The 15,882-nt window shown below is 71.0% G+C and carries 14 protein-coding genes; 11 read left to right on the forward strand and 3 right to left on the reverse strand.

The features are described from left to right. The first annotated feature begins 80 nt into the window (after nt 1–80). The 9 genes from ruvC (at nt 81) to ABD140_RS14920 (ending at nt 9,786) form a co-directional block, all read left to right on the forward strand. Complete coding sequence (ruvC, locus tag ABD140_RS14880) at nt 81–605, forward strand: crossover junction endodeoxyribonuclease RuvC (RefSeq protein WP_344241033.1); 525 nt, start codon at nt 81–83, stop codon at nt 603–605. Further along, nucleotides 602–1,207, forward strand: a complete 606-nt coding sequence (gene ruvA, locus ABD140_RS14885; protein ID WP_344241035.1) for a Holliday junction branch migration protein RuvA — start codon at nt 602–604, stop codon at nt 1,205–1,207. The genes ruvC and ruvA overlap by 4 nt, the downstream gene beginning before the upstream one ends. Then, nucleotides 1,204–2,277, forward strand: coding sequence for a Holliday junction branch migration DNA helicase RuvB (ruvB, locus tag ABD140_RS14890; RefSeq protein ID WP_344241037.1), 1,074 nt, complete (start codon nt 1,204–1,206; stop codon nt 2,275–2,277). The genes ruvA and ruvB overlap by 4 nt, the downstream gene beginning before the upstream one ends. Nucleotides 2,278–2,419: 142 nt before the next feature. Then, entirely contained in the window at nt 2,420–2,818 is a 399-nt protein-coding gene (gene yajC / locus ABD140_RS14895; RefSeq protein ID WP_344241039.1) for a preprotein translocase subunit YajC, read from the forward strand. A 30-nt stretch (nt 2,819–2,848) separates the two neighbouring features. Further along, a complete protein-coding gene (gene secD, locus ABD140_RS14900; protein WP_344241041.1) occupies nt 2,849–4,597 on the forward strand; it encodes a protein translocase subunit SecD in 1,749 nt (582 codons plus the stop codon). Continuing rightward, a complete protein-coding gene (secF, locus tag ABD140_RS14905) occupies nt 4,597–5,751 on the forward strand; it encodes a protein translocase subunit SecF (RefSeq protein ID WP_344241043.1) in 1,155 nt (384 codons plus the stop codon). Before secD ends, secF begins: the two co-directional genes overlap by 1 nt. A gap of 83 nt (nt 5,752–5,834) precedes the next feature. Continuing rightward, nucleotides 5,835–6,353 (forward strand): adenine phosphoribosyltransferase, encoded by a 519-nt coding sequence (locus ABD140_RS14910; protein WP_344241044.1) that lies wholly within the window; start codon nt 5,835–5,837, stop codon nt 6,351–6,353. 337 nt (nt 6,354–6,690) lie between these two features. After that, complete coding sequence (locus ABD140_RS14915; RefSeq protein WP_425544116.1) at nt 6,691–8,868, forward strand: RelA/SpoT family protein; 2,178 nt, start codon at nt 6,691–6,693, stop codon at nt 8,866–8,868. Between the two features lie 117 nt (nt 8,869–8,985). Then, nucleotides 8,986–9,786, forward strand: coding sequence for an SAM-dependent methyltransferase (locus ABD140_RS14920; RefSeq protein ID WP_344241047.1), 801 nt, complete (start codon nt 8,986–8,988; stop codon nt 9,784–9,786). 75 nt (nt 9,787–9,861) lie between these two features. On the opposite strand, the gene aspS is transcribed toward ABD140_RS14920, so the two are convergent. The 3 genes from aspS to ABD140_RS14935 are packed head-to-tail and all read right to left on the reverse strand — an operon-like array spanning nt 9,862 to nt 13,565. Further along, nucleotides 9,862–11,613, reverse strand: a complete 1,752-nt coding sequence (gene aspS / locus ABD140_RS14925; RefSeq protein WP_344241049.1) for an aspartate--tRNA ligase — start codon at nt 11,611–11,613, stop codon at nt 9,862–9,864. Next, nucleotides 11,610–12,872 (reverse strand): histidine--tRNA ligase, encoded by a 1,263-nt coding sequence (gene hisS / locus ABD140_RS14930; protein WP_344241051.1) that lies wholly within the window; start codon nt 12,870–12,872, stop codon nt 11,610–11,612. Before hisS ends, aspS begins: the two co-directional genes overlap by 4 nt. A 6-nt stretch (nt 12,873–12,878) precedes the next feature. Then, nucleotides 12,879–13,565 (reverse strand): MBL fold metallo-hydrolase, encoded by a 687-nt coding sequence (locus tag ABD140_RS14935; protein ID WP_344241053.1) that lies wholly within the window; start codon nt 13,563–13,565, stop codon nt 12,879–12,881. A 203-nt stretch (nt 13,566–13,768) separates the two neighbouring features. Here ABD140_RS14935 and ABD140_RS14940 point away from each other — a divergent pair, with 203 nt between their 5' ends. Both ABD140_RS14940 and ABD140_RS14945 read left to right on the forward strand, forming a co-directional pair. Next, complete coding sequence (locus ABD140_RS14940; RefSeq protein ID WP_344241055.1) at nt 13,769–14,551, forward strand: peptidylprolyl isomerase; 783 nt, start codon at nt 13,769–13,771, stop codon at nt 14,549–14,551. A gap of 53 nt (nt 14,552–14,604) precedes the next feature. Continuing rightward, complete coding sequence (locus ABD140_RS14945; protein WP_344241057.1) at nt 14,605–15,861, forward strand: DUF349 domain-containing protein; 1,257 nt, start codon at nt 14,605–14,607, stop codon at nt 15,859–15,861. Nucleotides 15,862–15,882: the final 21 nt, after the last annotated feature.

Raw genomic sequence — 15,882 nt, forward strand, 5'->3', positions numbered from 1 at the left:
GCGCCGTCCGGGCCGCCGGCCCGGGCGGCGGGGTAGGCTGCTGGGCGAACTGGTGTTCGGACGATGATCAGGGGTGGGCCTTGCGGGTGCTGGGAGTGGACCCGGGACTCACCCGGTGCGGCGTGGGCATCGTGGAGGGCACTCCCGGCGCGCCGCTGACCCTGGTGCACGTCGGGGTGATCCGCACCGACGCCGACCTCGACCCGGCCGAGCGGCTACTGCGCGTGGAGCAGGGCCTGGAGCGGGTGCTGGAGGAGTTCTCCCCCGAGGCGGTGGCCGTCGAGCGGGTCTTCGCCCAGCACAACGTCAGCACCGTGATCGGCACCGCGCAGGCCGCGGGCGTGGCGATGCTCTGCGCCGCCCGGCGGGGCCTGCCGGTGGCCACGCACACCCCCAGCGAGGCCAAGGCCGCGATCACCGGCAGCGGCCGCGCCGACAAGGCGCAGGTCACCCTGATGGTCACCCGGCTGCTGCGGCTGAGCGCCGCGCCCCGGCCCGCGGACGCCGCGGACGCGCTGGCGCTGGCCATCTGTCATGTGTGGCGGGGCGGGGCCCAGGCCCGGATCGCCGCCGCCGTCCGGCGAGGAAGGGGAGCCAGGCGATGATCGCCTTCATCAGCGGCCGGGTGGACTCCACCGGCGCCGAGGGCGCCGTGGTGGAGGTCGGCGGGGTGGGCCTGGCGGTCCTGTGCACCCCGCACACCGCCGCCGCCCTCACCCCGGGGGAGCAGGCCAGGCTGGCCACCTCCCTGGTGGTGCGCGAGGACTCGCTGACCCTCTACGGCTTCGCCGCCGACGACGAGCGCGCGGTCTTCGAGCTGGTGCAGACCGCCAGCGGGGTGGGGCCCAAGGTCGCGCTGGCCATGCTGGCCACGCACAGCCCGAACGCCCTTCGCCGGGCGGTGGCCACCGGCGACGCCCGCGCGCTGACCCTGGTGCCGGGCATCGGCCCCAAGGGCGCCCAGAAGATCATTCTGGAGCTCAAGGACAAGCTGGGCCTGCCGACCGGCGACCTGGGCGAGCAGGTGCCGCGCCAGCGCGTGCAGCCGTGGCGCGAGCAGGTGGCCGCGGGCCTGCAGAGCCTGGGCTGGGCGGCCCGCGACGCCGATGCCGCCGTGGCCGCCGTCGCCGACGAGCTGGACGGCGAGCAGGTGCCGCCCGTTCCCGAGCTGCTCAAGGCCGCGCTGCGGAAGCTGAGCCGCCCGTGAACGAGGAGCGGCTCGTCTCGGCCGAGCAGAGCGTCGATGACCAGGCGATCGACGCCGCGCTGCGGCCCAAGAAGCTCGACGACTTCATCGGCCAGGAGCGGGTGCGCGAGCAGCTGTCCCTGGTGCTGCACAGCGCGCTGCGCCGCGGCCGCACCCCCGACCACGTGCTGCTGTCGGGCGGTCCGGGCCTGGGCAAGACCACCCTGGCCATGATCATCGCCGCCGAGCTGGGCAGGCCGCTGCGCATCACCTCGGGCCCGGCCATCGAGCGCGCCGGCGACCTGGCCGCGGTGCTGTCCACGCTCAGTGAGGGCGAGGTGCTCTTCCTGGACGAGATCCACCGCATGGCCCGCCCCGCCGAGGAGATGCTCTACCTGGCGATGGAGGACTTCCGGGTCGACGTGGTGGTCGGCAAGGGGCCCGGCGCCACCGCGATCCCGCTGGACATCGCCCCCTTCACCCTGGTCGGCGCCACCACCCGGGCCGGCATGCTGCCCGGTCCGCTGCGCGACAGGTTCGGGTTCGTCGCCCACATGGACTTCTACGAGCCGGCCGAGCTCGAGGTGATCGTCCGCCGCTCGGCGGGCCTGCTGGGCGTGCGCGTCGACGACGAGGCCGCCGCCGAGGTCGCCTTCCGCTCCCGCGGCACACCCCGCATCGCCAACCGGCTGCTGCGCCGGGTGCGCGACTACGCCGAGGTGCGGGCCGACGGCGTGGTCACCCGGGAGCTGGCCCGCGCCGCCCTGGACCTGTACGAGGTGGACGCCCAGGGCCTGGACAGACTGGACCGCGCGGTGCTGCGCGCGCTGCTCGTCAAGTTCGGCGGGGGCCCGGTGGGCCTGTCCACCCTGGCCGTCAGCGTCGGTGAGGAGCCCGAGACCGTCGAGGTGGTCGCCGAGCCGTTCCTGGTCCGCCAGGGCCTGCTGGCCCGCACCGCCCGCGGCCGCGTGGCCACCCCCGCGGCCTGGGCGCACCTCGGCCTCACCCCGCCTCCCGGCGCGGCCGCGCCCTTCCCGGCCGCCGCGCCGGGGGCGGGCGCGCTGTTCGACGTGGGCGGGGAAGGCGACTAGTTTGGTGCTGGTTCCGGGAACTTAGCGGTGGGCTGGGTCGTCACGTCTTTGCCGGTGGGGCTTCCCCTCTCTACACTCCGGGACCTGGCGTCCGGCAGCCGATCCGGCGCCAACCCGGACAAGTATTAAGAAACAGGACGATATGTCGATTCTCGCAGCAGAGCAGCAGGGTAATGCGCTCGTCTCCTTTCTTCCGCTGATCCTCATCGCGGTGGCGTTCTACTTCTTCCTGATCCGCCCGCAGAAGCGCCGCCAGCAGGAACAGCAGAAGATGCAGCAGAGCCTGCAGCCCGGCACCCGCATCGTGACGGCGGGCGGCATCTACGGCACCGTCCTGGACAACGACGAGGGCGACCTCCTGCTCGAGATCGCCGAGGGCGTCGAGATCCGGGTCCTGGCCCAGGCGGTCATGCGCGTGGTGGAGGACGTGGAGTACGTCGAGGAGGAGGAGTCCGGCGAGGGCGAGGGCGGCGTGGAGCTGACCAAGTCCAAGGACGGGGACCAGCCCTCGGAGTCCGCGCAGGCCGCCGACAAGGCCTGAGCGGCCCTCCTACGGAAGAATCGACGACCAGTGGCGTCCAAGTCCAAACAACACATTCCCAGTCCGGTCCGCACGCTCGTGGCGCTCTTCGCCGTCCTCGCGCTGCTGGCCGGAGTGATGTTCCTGCAGGGCACGACCACCCCCAAACTCGGCCTCGACCTCGCGGGCGGCACCACCGTCACCATGACGGCGCAGACCGAGAGCGGGCGCAGCGCCCCGGCCGAGCAGATGGACCAGGCCATCAAGATCATCCGGGACCGGGTGAACGGGTCGGGCCTGACCGACGCCGAGGTCACCAAGCAGGGTGACAACGTCATCGTGGTGTCGGTCCCCGGCGACGAGAACGACCAGAAGCAGATCATCGACCTGGTCGGCACCACGGCCCAGCTGCAGTTCCGCCAGGCGCTGGTGACCGGGATCGGCGCGACCGCCCCCGAGACGCCGACCACCGGCCCGCTCCAGACCCCGTCGAAGAAGCCGTCGGCGAGTCCGTCGGCCTCACCGTCCACCACGCCGACGGGCAACAACCGGGCGCTCTCCCGGTCCCTGGTCTCCGAGCCGAGCCCCGGCTCGTCACCGGGATCCACTCCCTCGCCCGCAAAGTCCGAGGACCCCGAGCCCGAGGCGGACCCGGCCGGCGGGGAGGACTTCTCCAAGGTCAAGGACAAGGAGATCGTCAAGCTCTACCAGGAGACGGTCTGCACCCCGGGCGGCACCAAGGTGCCGGGCTCCGACGACCCGAACGCACCGTACGTGGTGGCCTGCGAGACCGACGGCTCCTACAAGTACATCCTCGGGCCGACCAAGGTGCACGGCACCGAGATCGACGAGGCCATGGCCCAGCCGCCCAACGCCCAGCAGGGCCAGACCGGCTGGGAGGTGGCCCTGAACTTCAAGAAGCTGGGCGCCGAGCAGTTCGGCCAGCTGACCAAGGAGGCGGACGCCGCCTACCGCGCCAACCCCTACTCGCCCGAGGCGCAGATCGCCATCGTGCTGGACGGCCAGGTCGTCTCGGCGCCGGCCATCAACCAGGGCGCGATCCTGGGCGGCACCGCCAGCATCTCCGGCGGCGCGGACTTCAACCAGGCGTACTCCGAGAACCTGGCGCAGGTGCTCAAGTACGGCGCGCTGCCGCTGAAGTTCCCCGAGGACAAGCGGACCGTCGAGTCGATCTCCTCCTCGCTCGGCGCCGACCAGCTGCGCGGCGGCCTCATCGCCGGCGGCATCGGCCTGGCGCTGGTGGTGGTGTACTGCTTCCTGTACTACCGGGCGCTGGGCATGGTGGCGGTGCTCAGCCTGGGCATCGCCTCGCTGATCACCTACCTGTCGGTGGTGATCCTGGGCGAGAACCTCGGCTTCCGGCTCTCGCTGCCGCACATCATCGGCCTGATCGTCTCGATCGGCATCACCGCGGACTCGTTCATCGTCTACTTCGAACGGCTGCGCGACGAGCTCAAGCTCGGCCGCCCGCTGCGGCCGGCGGTCGAGTCGTCCTGGCTGCGGGCGCGGCGCACCGTCATCGTCGCCGACTCGGTGACGTTCCTGGCGGCGCTGGTGCTGTACTTCCTGGCCGTCGGCGGCGTGCGGGGCTTCGCCTTCGCGATGGGCCTGACCACGCTGATCGACGTGATCGTGGTCTTCTTCTTCACCAAGCCGCTCGTCGCCCTGCTGGCCCGGCGCAAGTTCTTCGCGACCGGACACAAGCTCTCGGGGCTGGACTCCATCCGGCTGAACAAGCCGACCCCGAACTTCCGCGCGACGAAGCACCAGGAGGCCTGATGCCGTTCACAAGCGCCTTCCGGCGGTTCGTCCGCGGCGACATCGCCGCCGACATCGTCGGCCGCCCGAAGCTGTGGTACTCCCTGTCCGCTCTGCTGATCGTCTTCTCGATCGCGGGCCTGCTGATCCGCGGCCTGAACTTCGGCGTGGAGTTCACCGGCGGCTCGGTGTTCACGATCAAGGCGCCCCAGGCCTCCATCGAGCAGGTCCGCGAGTCGGTGGACGCCCAGGCCGGCGGCGAGTCGATCGTGCAGAAGGCCGGCGACAACTGGCGGGTCACCACCGGTGAGCTGACCAGCGACGAGATCGCGCTGGTGGAGCAGCACGTCAGCGACGAGCTGGGCATCCCGGACAAGGAGATCAGCTCCCAGCAGGTCGGCTCCACCTGGGGCGGCGACGTCAGCCAGAAGGCATGGCAGGCGCTGATCGTCTTCATGATCCTGATCGTGATCTACCTGTCGGTGATGTTCGAGTCGCGGATGGCGCTGGCCGCGGTGGTCGCGCTGTTCCACGACCTGATCATCACCGCGGGCATCTACGCCTGGTCGGGCTTCCACGTCACCCCGGCGACGCTGCTGGGCTTCCTGACGATCCTGGGGTACTCGCTGTACGACGCGGTCGTGGTGTTCGACATGATCAAGGAGGTCACCAAGCCGCTCAACGAGCGCTCGAAGATCACCTACAGCCAGGCGGCCAACCAGGCGATCAGCAGCACCCTGGTGCGTTCGCTGAACACCACCCTGGTGGCGATCCTGCCGGTGGCCTCGATCCTGTTCATCGGCTCGACGCTGCTGGGCGCCGGTACCCTGAAGGACCTGTCGCTCGCCCTGTTCGTCGGCATGATCGTGGGCACCTACTCCTCGATCTGCGTGGCGACGCCGATGCTGGTGCAGCTCAAGGAGCGCGAGCCCCTGTACCGGACGCTGCGCGAGAACATCGCCCGGCGCGAGGCCAGCACCAAGCGCCAGAAGAAGGCGGCCGCGGTGGGCGGGGCACAGGAGCCGGACGGGGACGAGGACGCCGAGCCCGGGGACTCCGCGGAGCCCGAGGGCGAGGGGTCCGGGGACGGCGGTCCGGCGGTGGCGGTCAAGGTCGTCCAGGCCACTCCGCGCAACCAGCCCAAGAAGGGGCCCCGCAGCGGCAGGCGCCCCTGACGACGGTACGGCACACCGGGAGGTGCACGATCGCGGTGATCGTGCACCTCCCGTCATTCATGAGGAAGGAAGAACCAACCCCCATGTCCCTCCAGAAGACGATCAACGGGTTGATCCGGGATGTTCCCGATTACCCCCAGCCCGGTGTCCTGTTCAAGGACATCACCCCGCTGCTGCACGACGCCGTGGCCTTCCAGGCCGTGGTCTCGGCCATCGCGGCGGAGGCGGGGCCGGTGGACAAGGTCGCGGGACTGGAGGCCAGGGGCTTCCTGCTGGCCGCTCCGGTGGCCCTGGAGCTGGGCGCGGGACTCGTTCCGGTGCGGAAATCGGGAAAGCTGCCGTGGGAGACGTACGCGGAGACCTATGATCTGGAGTACGGCACCGCGACGATCGAGGTGCACCGGGACGCCTTCGCCCCCGGTGACCGCGTCCTGATCGTGGACGACGTGCTGGCGACCGGGGGCACCGCCGAGGCGGCCGCCTCGCTGGTCCGTCAGGCGGGTGCCGAGGTGGCCGGGCTCAGCGTGCTCATGGAATTGACCTTCCTGAACGGGCGGGACCGGTTCACGGATCTTCGCATTCACTCCCTGGTTGCGGTCTGACCCTGACGGGGTTTTCGGACAATACGCAGGAGCCTGCCTATACACTGGGTTTTCACCAGGGAATTTTCGGCGACGAGGAGGCCGGGTGCCCGGTGAGACGGCTGGTACGGAAACGCGTGTGAGCGCGCCCGAAATCGGAGAAGGCGCGCAGCCCGAACCGGCGGCGCGCCAGGCCTCACCCGCCCGTGGCACTCCAGGCCCGGGGGAGACGACACCGGACAGGACGCGCCCCGCCTCCGCGGGGGCGGGCGCCCCTGCCGCGCCGTCGGCCATTCCCCCCTCCGCGGCCCGGGTGCGCCGCCGCCTCGCCAGACTGGGCGCCCAGCGGGGTCCCACCATGAACCCAGTGCTGGAACCGCTGATCAAGACGGTCCGCAACACCCACCCCAAGGCGGATGTGCGGCTGATCGAGCGTGCCTACGACGTGGCGGCGCACCACCACCGCCACCAGAAGCGCAAGAGCGGCGACCCCTACATCACCCATCCGCTCGCGGTGACCACGATCCTCGCCGAGCTGGGCATGGCCACCGAGACGCTGTGCGCCGCGCTGCTCCACGACACCGTCGAGGACACCGACTACACCCTGGAGGAGCTGCGCGCCGACTTCGGCGACGAGATCGCCGCGCTGGTCGACGGGGTCACCAAGCTCGACAAGGTCAAGTACGGGGACGCCGCCGAGGCCGAGACCGTGCGCAAGATGGTCGTGGCGATGGCCAAGGACATCCGGGTCCTGGTGATCAAGCTCGCCGACCGGCTGCACAACATGCGCACCATGCGCTACATGCCCCGCCACAAGCAGGAGAAGAAGGCGCGCGAGACGCTGGAGATCTACTCCCCGCTGGCGCACCGCATGGGCATGAACACCCTCAAGTGGGAGCTGGAGGACCTGTCCTTCGCCACCCTCTACCCCAAGCGCTTCGAGGAGATCGCCCGGCTGGTCTCCGAGCGCGCCCCGCGCCGCGACGTCTTCCTGCAGGAAGTGATAGAGAACGTCTCGGGAGACCTGCGCGAGGCGCGGATCAAGGCGACCGTCACCGGCCGGCCCAAGCACTACTACTCGATCTACCAGAAGATGATCGCCCGGGACTGCTCGTTCGAGGACATCTACGACCTCGTCGGCATCCGGGTCCTGGTGGACAGCGTCCGCGACTGCTACGCCGCCCTCGGCTCGATCCACGCGCGGTGGAAACCGGTGGCGGGCCGGTTCAAGGACTACATCGCGATGCCGAAGTTCAACATGTACCAGTCGCTGCACACCACGGTGATCGGCCCCGAGGGCAAGCCGGTGGAGCTGCAGATCCGCACCTGGGGCATGCACCGGCGCGCCGAGTACGGGGTCGCGGCGCACTGGAAGTACAAGGAGGAGACCGTCGGCGGGCGCAAGGCCGCCGACATGCAGTGGCTGCGCCAGCTGCTGGACTGGCAGAAGGAGACCTCCGACCCGGCGGAGTTCCTGGAGACGCTGCGCTTCGACCTGTCGGTGTCGGAGGTCTTCGTCTTCACCCCCAAGGGCGACGTCATGGCGCTGCCGCAGGGGGCCACCCCGGTCGACTTCGCCTACGCCATCCACACCGAGGTCGGGCACCGCACGATCGGCGCCCGCGTCAACGGGCGGCTGGTGCCGCTGGAGTCCAAGCTGGACAACGGCGACTCGGTGGACATCTTCACCTCCAAGGCGCCCGACGCCGGCCCGTCCCGTGACTGGCTGGGCTTCGTCAAGAGCGCCCGTGCCCGCAACAAGATCCGGCACTGGTTCTCCAAGGAGCGCCGGGACACCGCGATCGAGTCCGGCAAGGAGGCGATCGCGCGGGCGATGCGCAAGCAGAACCTGCCGCTGCAGCGCATGATGTCGGGGGACACGCTGGTCGCCCTCGCCGAGGAGCTGCGCTACGGCGACGTCGCCTCCCTGTACGCCGCGGTCGGCGAGAGCCACATCTCGGCGCAGACCGTGGTGCAGAAGCTGGTGCAGTCGCTGGGCGGCGCGGACGGCGCCGAGGAGGACCTGGCCGAGCTGACCATCCCGATCCGCCGCAAGGCGCGCCGTGCGGGCCCCGCCGGGGACCCCGGCGTGGTCGTGGCGGGGGACCCGGACGTCTGGGTGCGCCTGTCGCGATGTTGCACCCCGGTGCCCGGCGACGAGATCATCGGCTTCGTCACCCGGGGCAGCGGCGTCTCGGTCCACCGCACCAACTGCGTGAACGTCGAGCAGCTCCGCAGCCAGCCCGACCGGCTGATCGACGTGAAGTGGTCGCCCGGCGAGGACTCGGTGTTCCTGGTCGCGATCCACGTCGAGGCGCTGGACCGTCCCCGGCTCCTGTCGGACGTCACCCGCGTCCTGTCCGACCACCACGTCAACATCCTGTCGGCCACGGTCGCCACCACCCGCGACCGCGTGGCCACCAGCCGGTTCACCTTCGAGATGGGCGATCCCAAGCACATGGGCCACGTCCTGAAGGCCGTGCGCAACATCGACGGCGTCTACGACGTCTACCGGGTCCACAACGGCACCGGCTGACCGGCCGAAGAAAGATCGCGAAACAGCCTGACGGAAGTGTCGGATAGGCGTAATTTAGGCACTGGCCGGATCCGGACGCCGGCGCCCTTCGACCCTTCCGCGCAGGAGTTCGCGACAGTGCAGTCCTCAGAGACACCCAAGATCGACACGTCTGTTCCGCACCAGGCCCGGGTCTGGAACTACTACCTGGGCGGCAAGGACCACTACGAGGCCGACCGCGTCTTCGCCGCGCAGATCCTCCAGGCCTACCCCAGCACCCGGGACATCGCCCGCCACACCCGGAGCTTCCTCCAGCGGGCGATCACCCACCTGACCGCCGAGGTCGGCCTCCGCCAGTTCCTGGACGTCGGCACCGGGCTCCCCACCGCCGGCAACACCCACGAGATCGCCCAGGGGATCGCGCCCGAGTCCCGCATCGTCTACGTCGACAACGACCCGATGGTCCTCGTGCACGCCCAGGCGCTGCTGACCAGCACCCCCCAGGGGGTCTGCGACTATCTGGACGCCGACGCCCGCGAGCCGGAGCGGATCCTGGAGCAGGCGGCCAAGACCCTGGACTTCGACCGCCCCGTCGCGCTGAGCATCCTGGGCGTCCTGGGCATGGTGTGGGACGACGACGAGGCGCGGGACATCCTGCGCCGGTTCCTGGAGCCGCTGGCCCCGGGCAGCTACCTGCTGCTGGAGGACGGCACGAACACCGTCGACGCCGCGGCCGCGGCCGAGGCCGAGAAGGTCCGGGACGAGGAGGGCGGCTACCACTACAAGCTGCGCACCCCCGAGCAGATCGGCCTCTTCTTCGAGGGGCTGGAGCTGCTGGAGCCCGGGGTGGTCTCGGTCGCGCACTGGCGCCCCGAGGGCAACCCCTGGGGCACGCCCGAGGCGGTCGACGCCTACTGCGGTGTCGCCCGCAAGAACTGATCCCGGCGAGGCCGGAGGAACACCGAAGGGGCGGGAGCACGAGGTGCTCCCGCCCCTTCTCGGATCCGCGCGGGATCAGGCCTGCGGCTTGACCGGGGCGTCGATCCCGGCCTCCCTGCGCTGCTGCGCGGTGATCGGGGTGGGCGCCGCGGTGAGCGGGTCGAGACCGGAGGCGGCCTTGGGGAAGGCGATGACCTCGCGGATGGTCTCGGCGCCGATGAGCAGGGTGACCAGGCGGTCCAGGCCCAGCGCGATGCCGCCGTGCGGGGGCGGGCCGTAGTTGAAGGCCTCCAGCAGGAAGCCGAACTGCGACTGGGCCTCCTCCTCGGGCAGGCCGATCGCGGCGAACGCGCGCTCCTGGACGTCCTTGCGGTGGATGCGGATCGAGCCGCCGCCCAGCTCGGTGCCGTTGAGCACCAGGTCGTAGGCGTTGGACAGGGCCGAGCCGGGGTCCTTGTCGAAGGTGTCCAGGCTCTCGGCGGTGGGGGCGGTGAACGGGTGGTGCACCGCGTGCCAGCCGGTCTGCTCGCCCTTGTCGTTCTCGATCGGCTCGAACATCGGGAAGTCCACCACCCACAGGAACTTCCACGCCGAGGAGTCGATCAGGCCGCAGCGGCGGCCGATCTCCAGCCGGGCGGCGCCCAGCAGCTCCAGGGCCTTGTGGCGGCGGTCGGCGGCGAAGAAGATCGCGTCGCCGGGGGCGGCGCCGGTGGTGGCGGCGAGGTTCTCCAGGTGCTCGGCGGAGAGGTTCTTGGCCACGGGGCCGCGCAGCGAGCCGTCCGGCTCGACCAGGACGTAGGCCAGGCCGCGGGCGCCGCGCGCCTTGGCCCACTCCTGCCAGGCGTCCAGCTCCTTGCGGGTCTGGGAGGCGCCGCCGGGCATGACGACCGCGCCGACGTGCTCGGCCTGGAAGACGCGGAACTCGGTGCCGCTGAAGTAGCCGGTGAGGTCGACCAGCTCCTGGCCGAAGCGCACGTCCGGCTTGTCGGAGCCGTACTTGGCCATGGCCTCGGCATAGGTCATCCGCGGCAGCGGCAGCGGCACCTCGTAGCCGGCCAGCTCCTTCCAGACGCGGGCCACCAGCGCCTCGCCGACGGCCAGCACGTCCTCCTGGTCGACGAAGGACATCTCGACGTCGACCTGGGTGAACTCCGGCTGCCGGTCGGCGCGGAAGTCCTCGTCCCGGTAGCAGCGGGCGATCTGGTAGTACTTCTCCAGCCCGGCGACCATGAGCAGCTGCTTGAACAGCTGCGGGGACTGCGGCAGCGCGTACCAGTGGCCGGGCTTGAGCCGCACCGGCACCAGGAAGTCGCGCGCGCCCTCGGGGGTGGAGCGGGTCAGCGTCGGGGTCTCCACGTCGACGAAGCCCTGCTCGCGCAGCACCTCGCGGATGAGGAAGGTCGCCTCCGAGCGGGCGCGCAGCGCCTTGGCCGAGGACTCCCGGCGGATGTCGAGGTAGCGGTGCCGCAGGCGCACCTCCTCGTTGACGTTGACGTCGCCCTCGATGGGGAAGGGCAGCGGCGCGGACTCCGAGAGCACGTCGATCTCGTCGGCGACGACCTCGACCGCGCCGGTGGGCAGCTCGGGGTTGTCGTTGCCCTCGGGGCGGACGCGGACCGAGCCGGTGATCTTGACGCAGAACTCCGAGCGCAGGTCGTGCGCGGCGTCGTCGGCGCGGAAGACCACCTGGACGGTGCCGGAGGCGTCGCGCAGGTCGATGAAGGTGACACCGCCGTGGTCGCGGCGGCGCGCCACCCAGCCGGCCAGCACGACCTGGGTCCCGGCGTGCTCCGCCCGGAGCGAGCCGGCCTCGTGCGTGCGAATCATGATGAAAGCTTCCTCTTCAGAACGTCGACGATGTCGGTGAGCGGGACGGCGATCTGCTCGCCGGCGGCCAGGTCCTTGAGCTGCACGGACCCGGCGGCGAGATCTCGCTCGCCGAGGATGAGGGCGTAGGCGGCGCCGGAGCGGTCCGCGCCCTTCATGCCGGCCTTCATGCTGCGCCCGCCGAAGCCCTGATCGGCGGCGATGCCGGCCCGCCGCAGCCCGGTGACGAGCTTGAAGACCTCCCGGGCCGCCTGGTCGCCCAGCGCCACCCCGTACACCTGGACGGCGGTGCCGGCCACCGCGGGCACCCGCTCGGCCTCCATCGCCAGGACCGTGCGGTCCAGGCCGAGGCCGAACCCGATGCCCGGCAGCGGCGGGCCGCCGATGGTCTGCGACAGGCCGTCGTAGCGGCCGCCGCCGCCGATGCCCGACTGGGCGCCCAGCAGCGGGTGGTCGAACTCGAACAGGGTGCGGGTGTAGTAGTCCAGGCCGCGCACCAGCCGGGGGTTCTCGGTCCACGGGATGTCCAGGTCGGCCAGCAGCTCGCGGACCCGGTCGTAGTGGGCCTTGCAGGCCGCGCACAGGTGGTCGGCGATCAGCGGGGCGTCGCCGAGCTGGGCGATCACCTCGGGCCGCTTGTCGTCCAGGACGCGCAGCGGGTTCAGCTCGACCCGGCGGCGGGTGTCGGAGTCCAGGTCCAGGCCGCGCAGGAAGGCCTGGAGGGAGGCGCGGTAGGCCGGACGGCACTCGGCGTCGCCCAGGGTGTTCAGGTGCAGGGCGGTCCGGCGCAGGCCCAGCTCGCGGTAGTAGTCCCAGGCCAGGGCGATGGTCTCGGCGTCGATCGCCGGGTCCTGTGAGCCCAGGGCCTCCAGGTCCACCTGGTAGAACTGCCGGTACCGGCCGGACTGGGGCTGCTCGTAGCGGAAGACGGGGCCGACGGCCCAGATCTTCACCGGCAGCGCCCCGCGGTGCAGGTTGTGCTCCAGCACCGAGCGCAGCGCCCCGGCGGTGATCTCCGGCCGGAGCGTGATCGAGCGGTCGCCCCGGTCGGTGAAGGTGTACATCTCCTTGTTCACCACGTCGGTGGACTCGCCGACGCCGCGGGCGAAGAGCTGGGTGTCCTCGAAGACGGGCAGCTCCAGGTAGGAGTAGCCGGCGCGGGCCGCCGCGGCCGCGAAGGCGTCGCGGGCGGCCAGGAACGCCGCGGAGCGCGGCGGAACGTACTCACTGACCCCCTTGGGGGCCTGGAAAGTGCTCATGGCAGATCAGAAGCCTCGTCCTGGGCCTTCGCTGGGAGCCAGATCCGACATGTACGGATTGCTCACGCGCTCACGGCCGATGGTCGTCTGGGGTCCGTGGCCGGGCAGCACCACGGTCTCGTCCGGCAGGGGCAGGCAGACCCGGGCCAGGCTGCGCAGGATGGCCCCGTGGTCGCCGCCCGGCAGGTCGGTGCGGCCGATGGAGCCGGCGAACAGCAGGTCCCCGGAGAACATCACCTGAATGTCCTCGAACGGAGCCCGGAAGGTCACCGACCCCGGCGTATGGCCCGGGGCGTGCTCGACGGTCAGCTCCAGCCCCGCCAGCTCCAGCACCGCGCCGTCGCTCAGCTCGCGCACGTCGTCCGGCTCGCTCAGGGTCAGCCCGCCGAACAGCTGGGCGGAGGTCACCCCGAAGCCCTTGGCCGGGTCCGAGAGCAGGTCGCGGTCGTCGGGATGGATGAACGCCGGCACGTCGCGCGCCCCGCAGACGGGGGCGACCGACCACACGTGGTCCAGATGGCCGTGCGTGAGGATCACCGCGACCGGCTTGAGCCGGTGCTCGCGCAGGATCTCCTCGACGCCCTCGGTCGCGTCCTGCCCGGGATCGATGATCACGCACTCCTCGCCCGCGGCGGGAGCCACCACGTAGCAGTTCGTGGCGAAGGAGCCTGCGGGAAACCCGGCGACGAGCACGTTCTGCCTCTCTGTATGCGCCCCTTATGCTGGGGCCGCTTGGATGCACGGAAGGTGATCCCGAGCCTACCGGGGGGCCAGGCCCCTCCGCGAACGCGTTCCGCCGTGTCACGGGGGGAGACGCGCGGGATCGGGGACCGCTACGATGCCCTGCACTGATCATCATCAGCGTACGGCAAGGGAGAGCAGGGGAGGCAGCCGCAGTGGCCGGCAAGGACCGCAAGAAGGAACTCGCGCGCCAGCGCTACGAGCGCCAGCAGGCGCACCGCGCAGCCGAGGAGGCCGCGGCCAAGCGGCGCAGCGTGATCGGCGCGGCCGTCGCCACGGCGGTGGTGGTCCTGGGCGTCGCGGGCGCGGCATACGCCATCACCAAGGGCGGCGAGGACGGGCCCGAGGACGACCCGACGGTGGCGGCGCCGACCGCCAAGCCCGGCGAGTGCCTCTACACCGAGCCCGCCAGCGGCGAGAAGGCCGTCAAGGACGTCGGCATGCCCCCCGCCAAGCCCGCCTACGACAAGGACGTGAAGGCCACGGTCAAGACCTCGGCCGGCGAGCTGACCTTCACCCTGGACGGCAAGAAGGCGCCCTGCACCGTCAACTCCTTCGCCCACCTGGCCAAGGAGAAGTACTTCGACGGGACCGAGTGCCACCGCCTGACCGACAACGTCCTGCAGTGCGGCGACCCCACGGCGAAGGGCTCCGGCGGTCCGGGGTATGAGTTCGCCAACGAGAACACCGAGGGCGCCCAGTACAAGAAGGGCGTTCTGGCGATGGCGAACGCCGGCCCCGGCACCAACGGGAGCCAGTTCTTCATCGTGTACAAGGACTGGGACGACCTGCCGGCCGACTACAGCATCTTCGGTACGGTCTCCTCGGGCCTGGACAAGGTCGAGGCGGTCGCCAAGGCGGGCTCCGAGCCGCCGAACGACGGCGCGCCCAAGAAGAAGGTTGACATCGACAGCATCTCGATCGCCAAGAACGGGTGACTCGGGGCGCTAGTGTTTGATAAGCCCGAAAAACACATCCGGCAGTTCGGGCCATGACGCAGGAGGCAAGGGTGTCCAGCGCCACAGATCCGTGGGGCCGTGTCGACGAAGAAGGCACGGTCTACGTGAAGACCGCGGACGGCGAGAGGGTCGTGGGTTCCTGGCAGGCGGGCGCCGCTGAGGAGGCCCTTGCCTACTTCAAGCGCAAGTACGACTCGCTCGCCACCGAGATCGGGCTGCTCGAGCAGCGCATCAGGACCACCGACCTGGCTCCCGCCCAGGCGGCCAGCAGCATCGAGCGGCTGCGCGAGTCGGTCGTGGACGCCAACGCGGTCGGCGACCTCGACTCGCTGCTGCGCCGGCTGGACGCCCTGGGCGAGATGGCGGGCAAGAAGCGCGAGGAGCTGAAGGTCCAGCGCGACCACGCCCGCAGCGCCGCCAAGGAGGTCAAGGAGCGCATCGTCGCCGAGGCCGAGCGCCTGGCCGTCGAGGAGACGCACTGGAAGAACGGCGGCGAGCGGCTGCGCCAGCTGGTCGAGGAGTGGAAGGCGGCCGAGCGCATCGACCGCGCCACCGAGACGGTGCTGTGGAAGCGCCTGTCGGCCGCGCGCAACGCCTTCACCAAGCGCCGCAAGGCCTACTTCTCCTCCCTGGAGGACCAGCGGGCCGTCGCCCAGGCCGAGAAGGAGCGCCTGGTCGCCGAGGCCGAGGCGATCTCCGGCTCCACCCAGTGGAACGACACCGCCGCGGCCTACCGCGAGCTGATGCGCCGCTGGAAGAACGCCGGGCGGGCCTCGCGGGAGGTCGAGGACGAGCTGTGGGGCCGCTTCAAGGGCGCCCAGGACGTCTTCTTCAACGCCCGCAAGGCCGCTTTCGACGAGCGGGACGCGGAGTTCGCCGGCAACGCCGAGGTCAAGGAGAAGCTGCTGGAGGAGGCCGAGAGGCTGGTCCCGGTGGGCAACATCCGCCAGACCCGGCAGGCGCTGCGCTCGATCCAGGAGCGCTGGGAGGCCGCGGGCATGGTCCCGCGCGCCGACCGCGACCGGCTGGAGGGCCGGCTGCGCAAGGTCGAGGAGGCCGTCCGCCAGGCCGAGGAGGCCGAGTGGCGGCGCAGCAACCCCGAGGCCAGGGCGCGCGCCGAGGCCACGGTGAGCCAGCTGCGCTCCTCCATCGAGCAGCTGGAGAAGAAGCTGGCCAAGGCCGAGTCGGCGAACAACGCCAAGGGTGCCAAGGAGGCGCAGGAGGCGCTGACCGCCCGCCGCGCCTGGCTGGAGGAGGCCGAGCGCACCCTCGCGGAGTTCACCGGCTGACGCCGGTGCCCGAGACGGCGG

Source organism: Actinocorallia libanotica (genome assembly GCF_039525175.1).
Lineage (GTDB): Bacteria > Actinomycetota > Actinomycetes > Streptosporangiales > Streptosporangiaceae > Actinocorallia > Actinocorallia libanotica.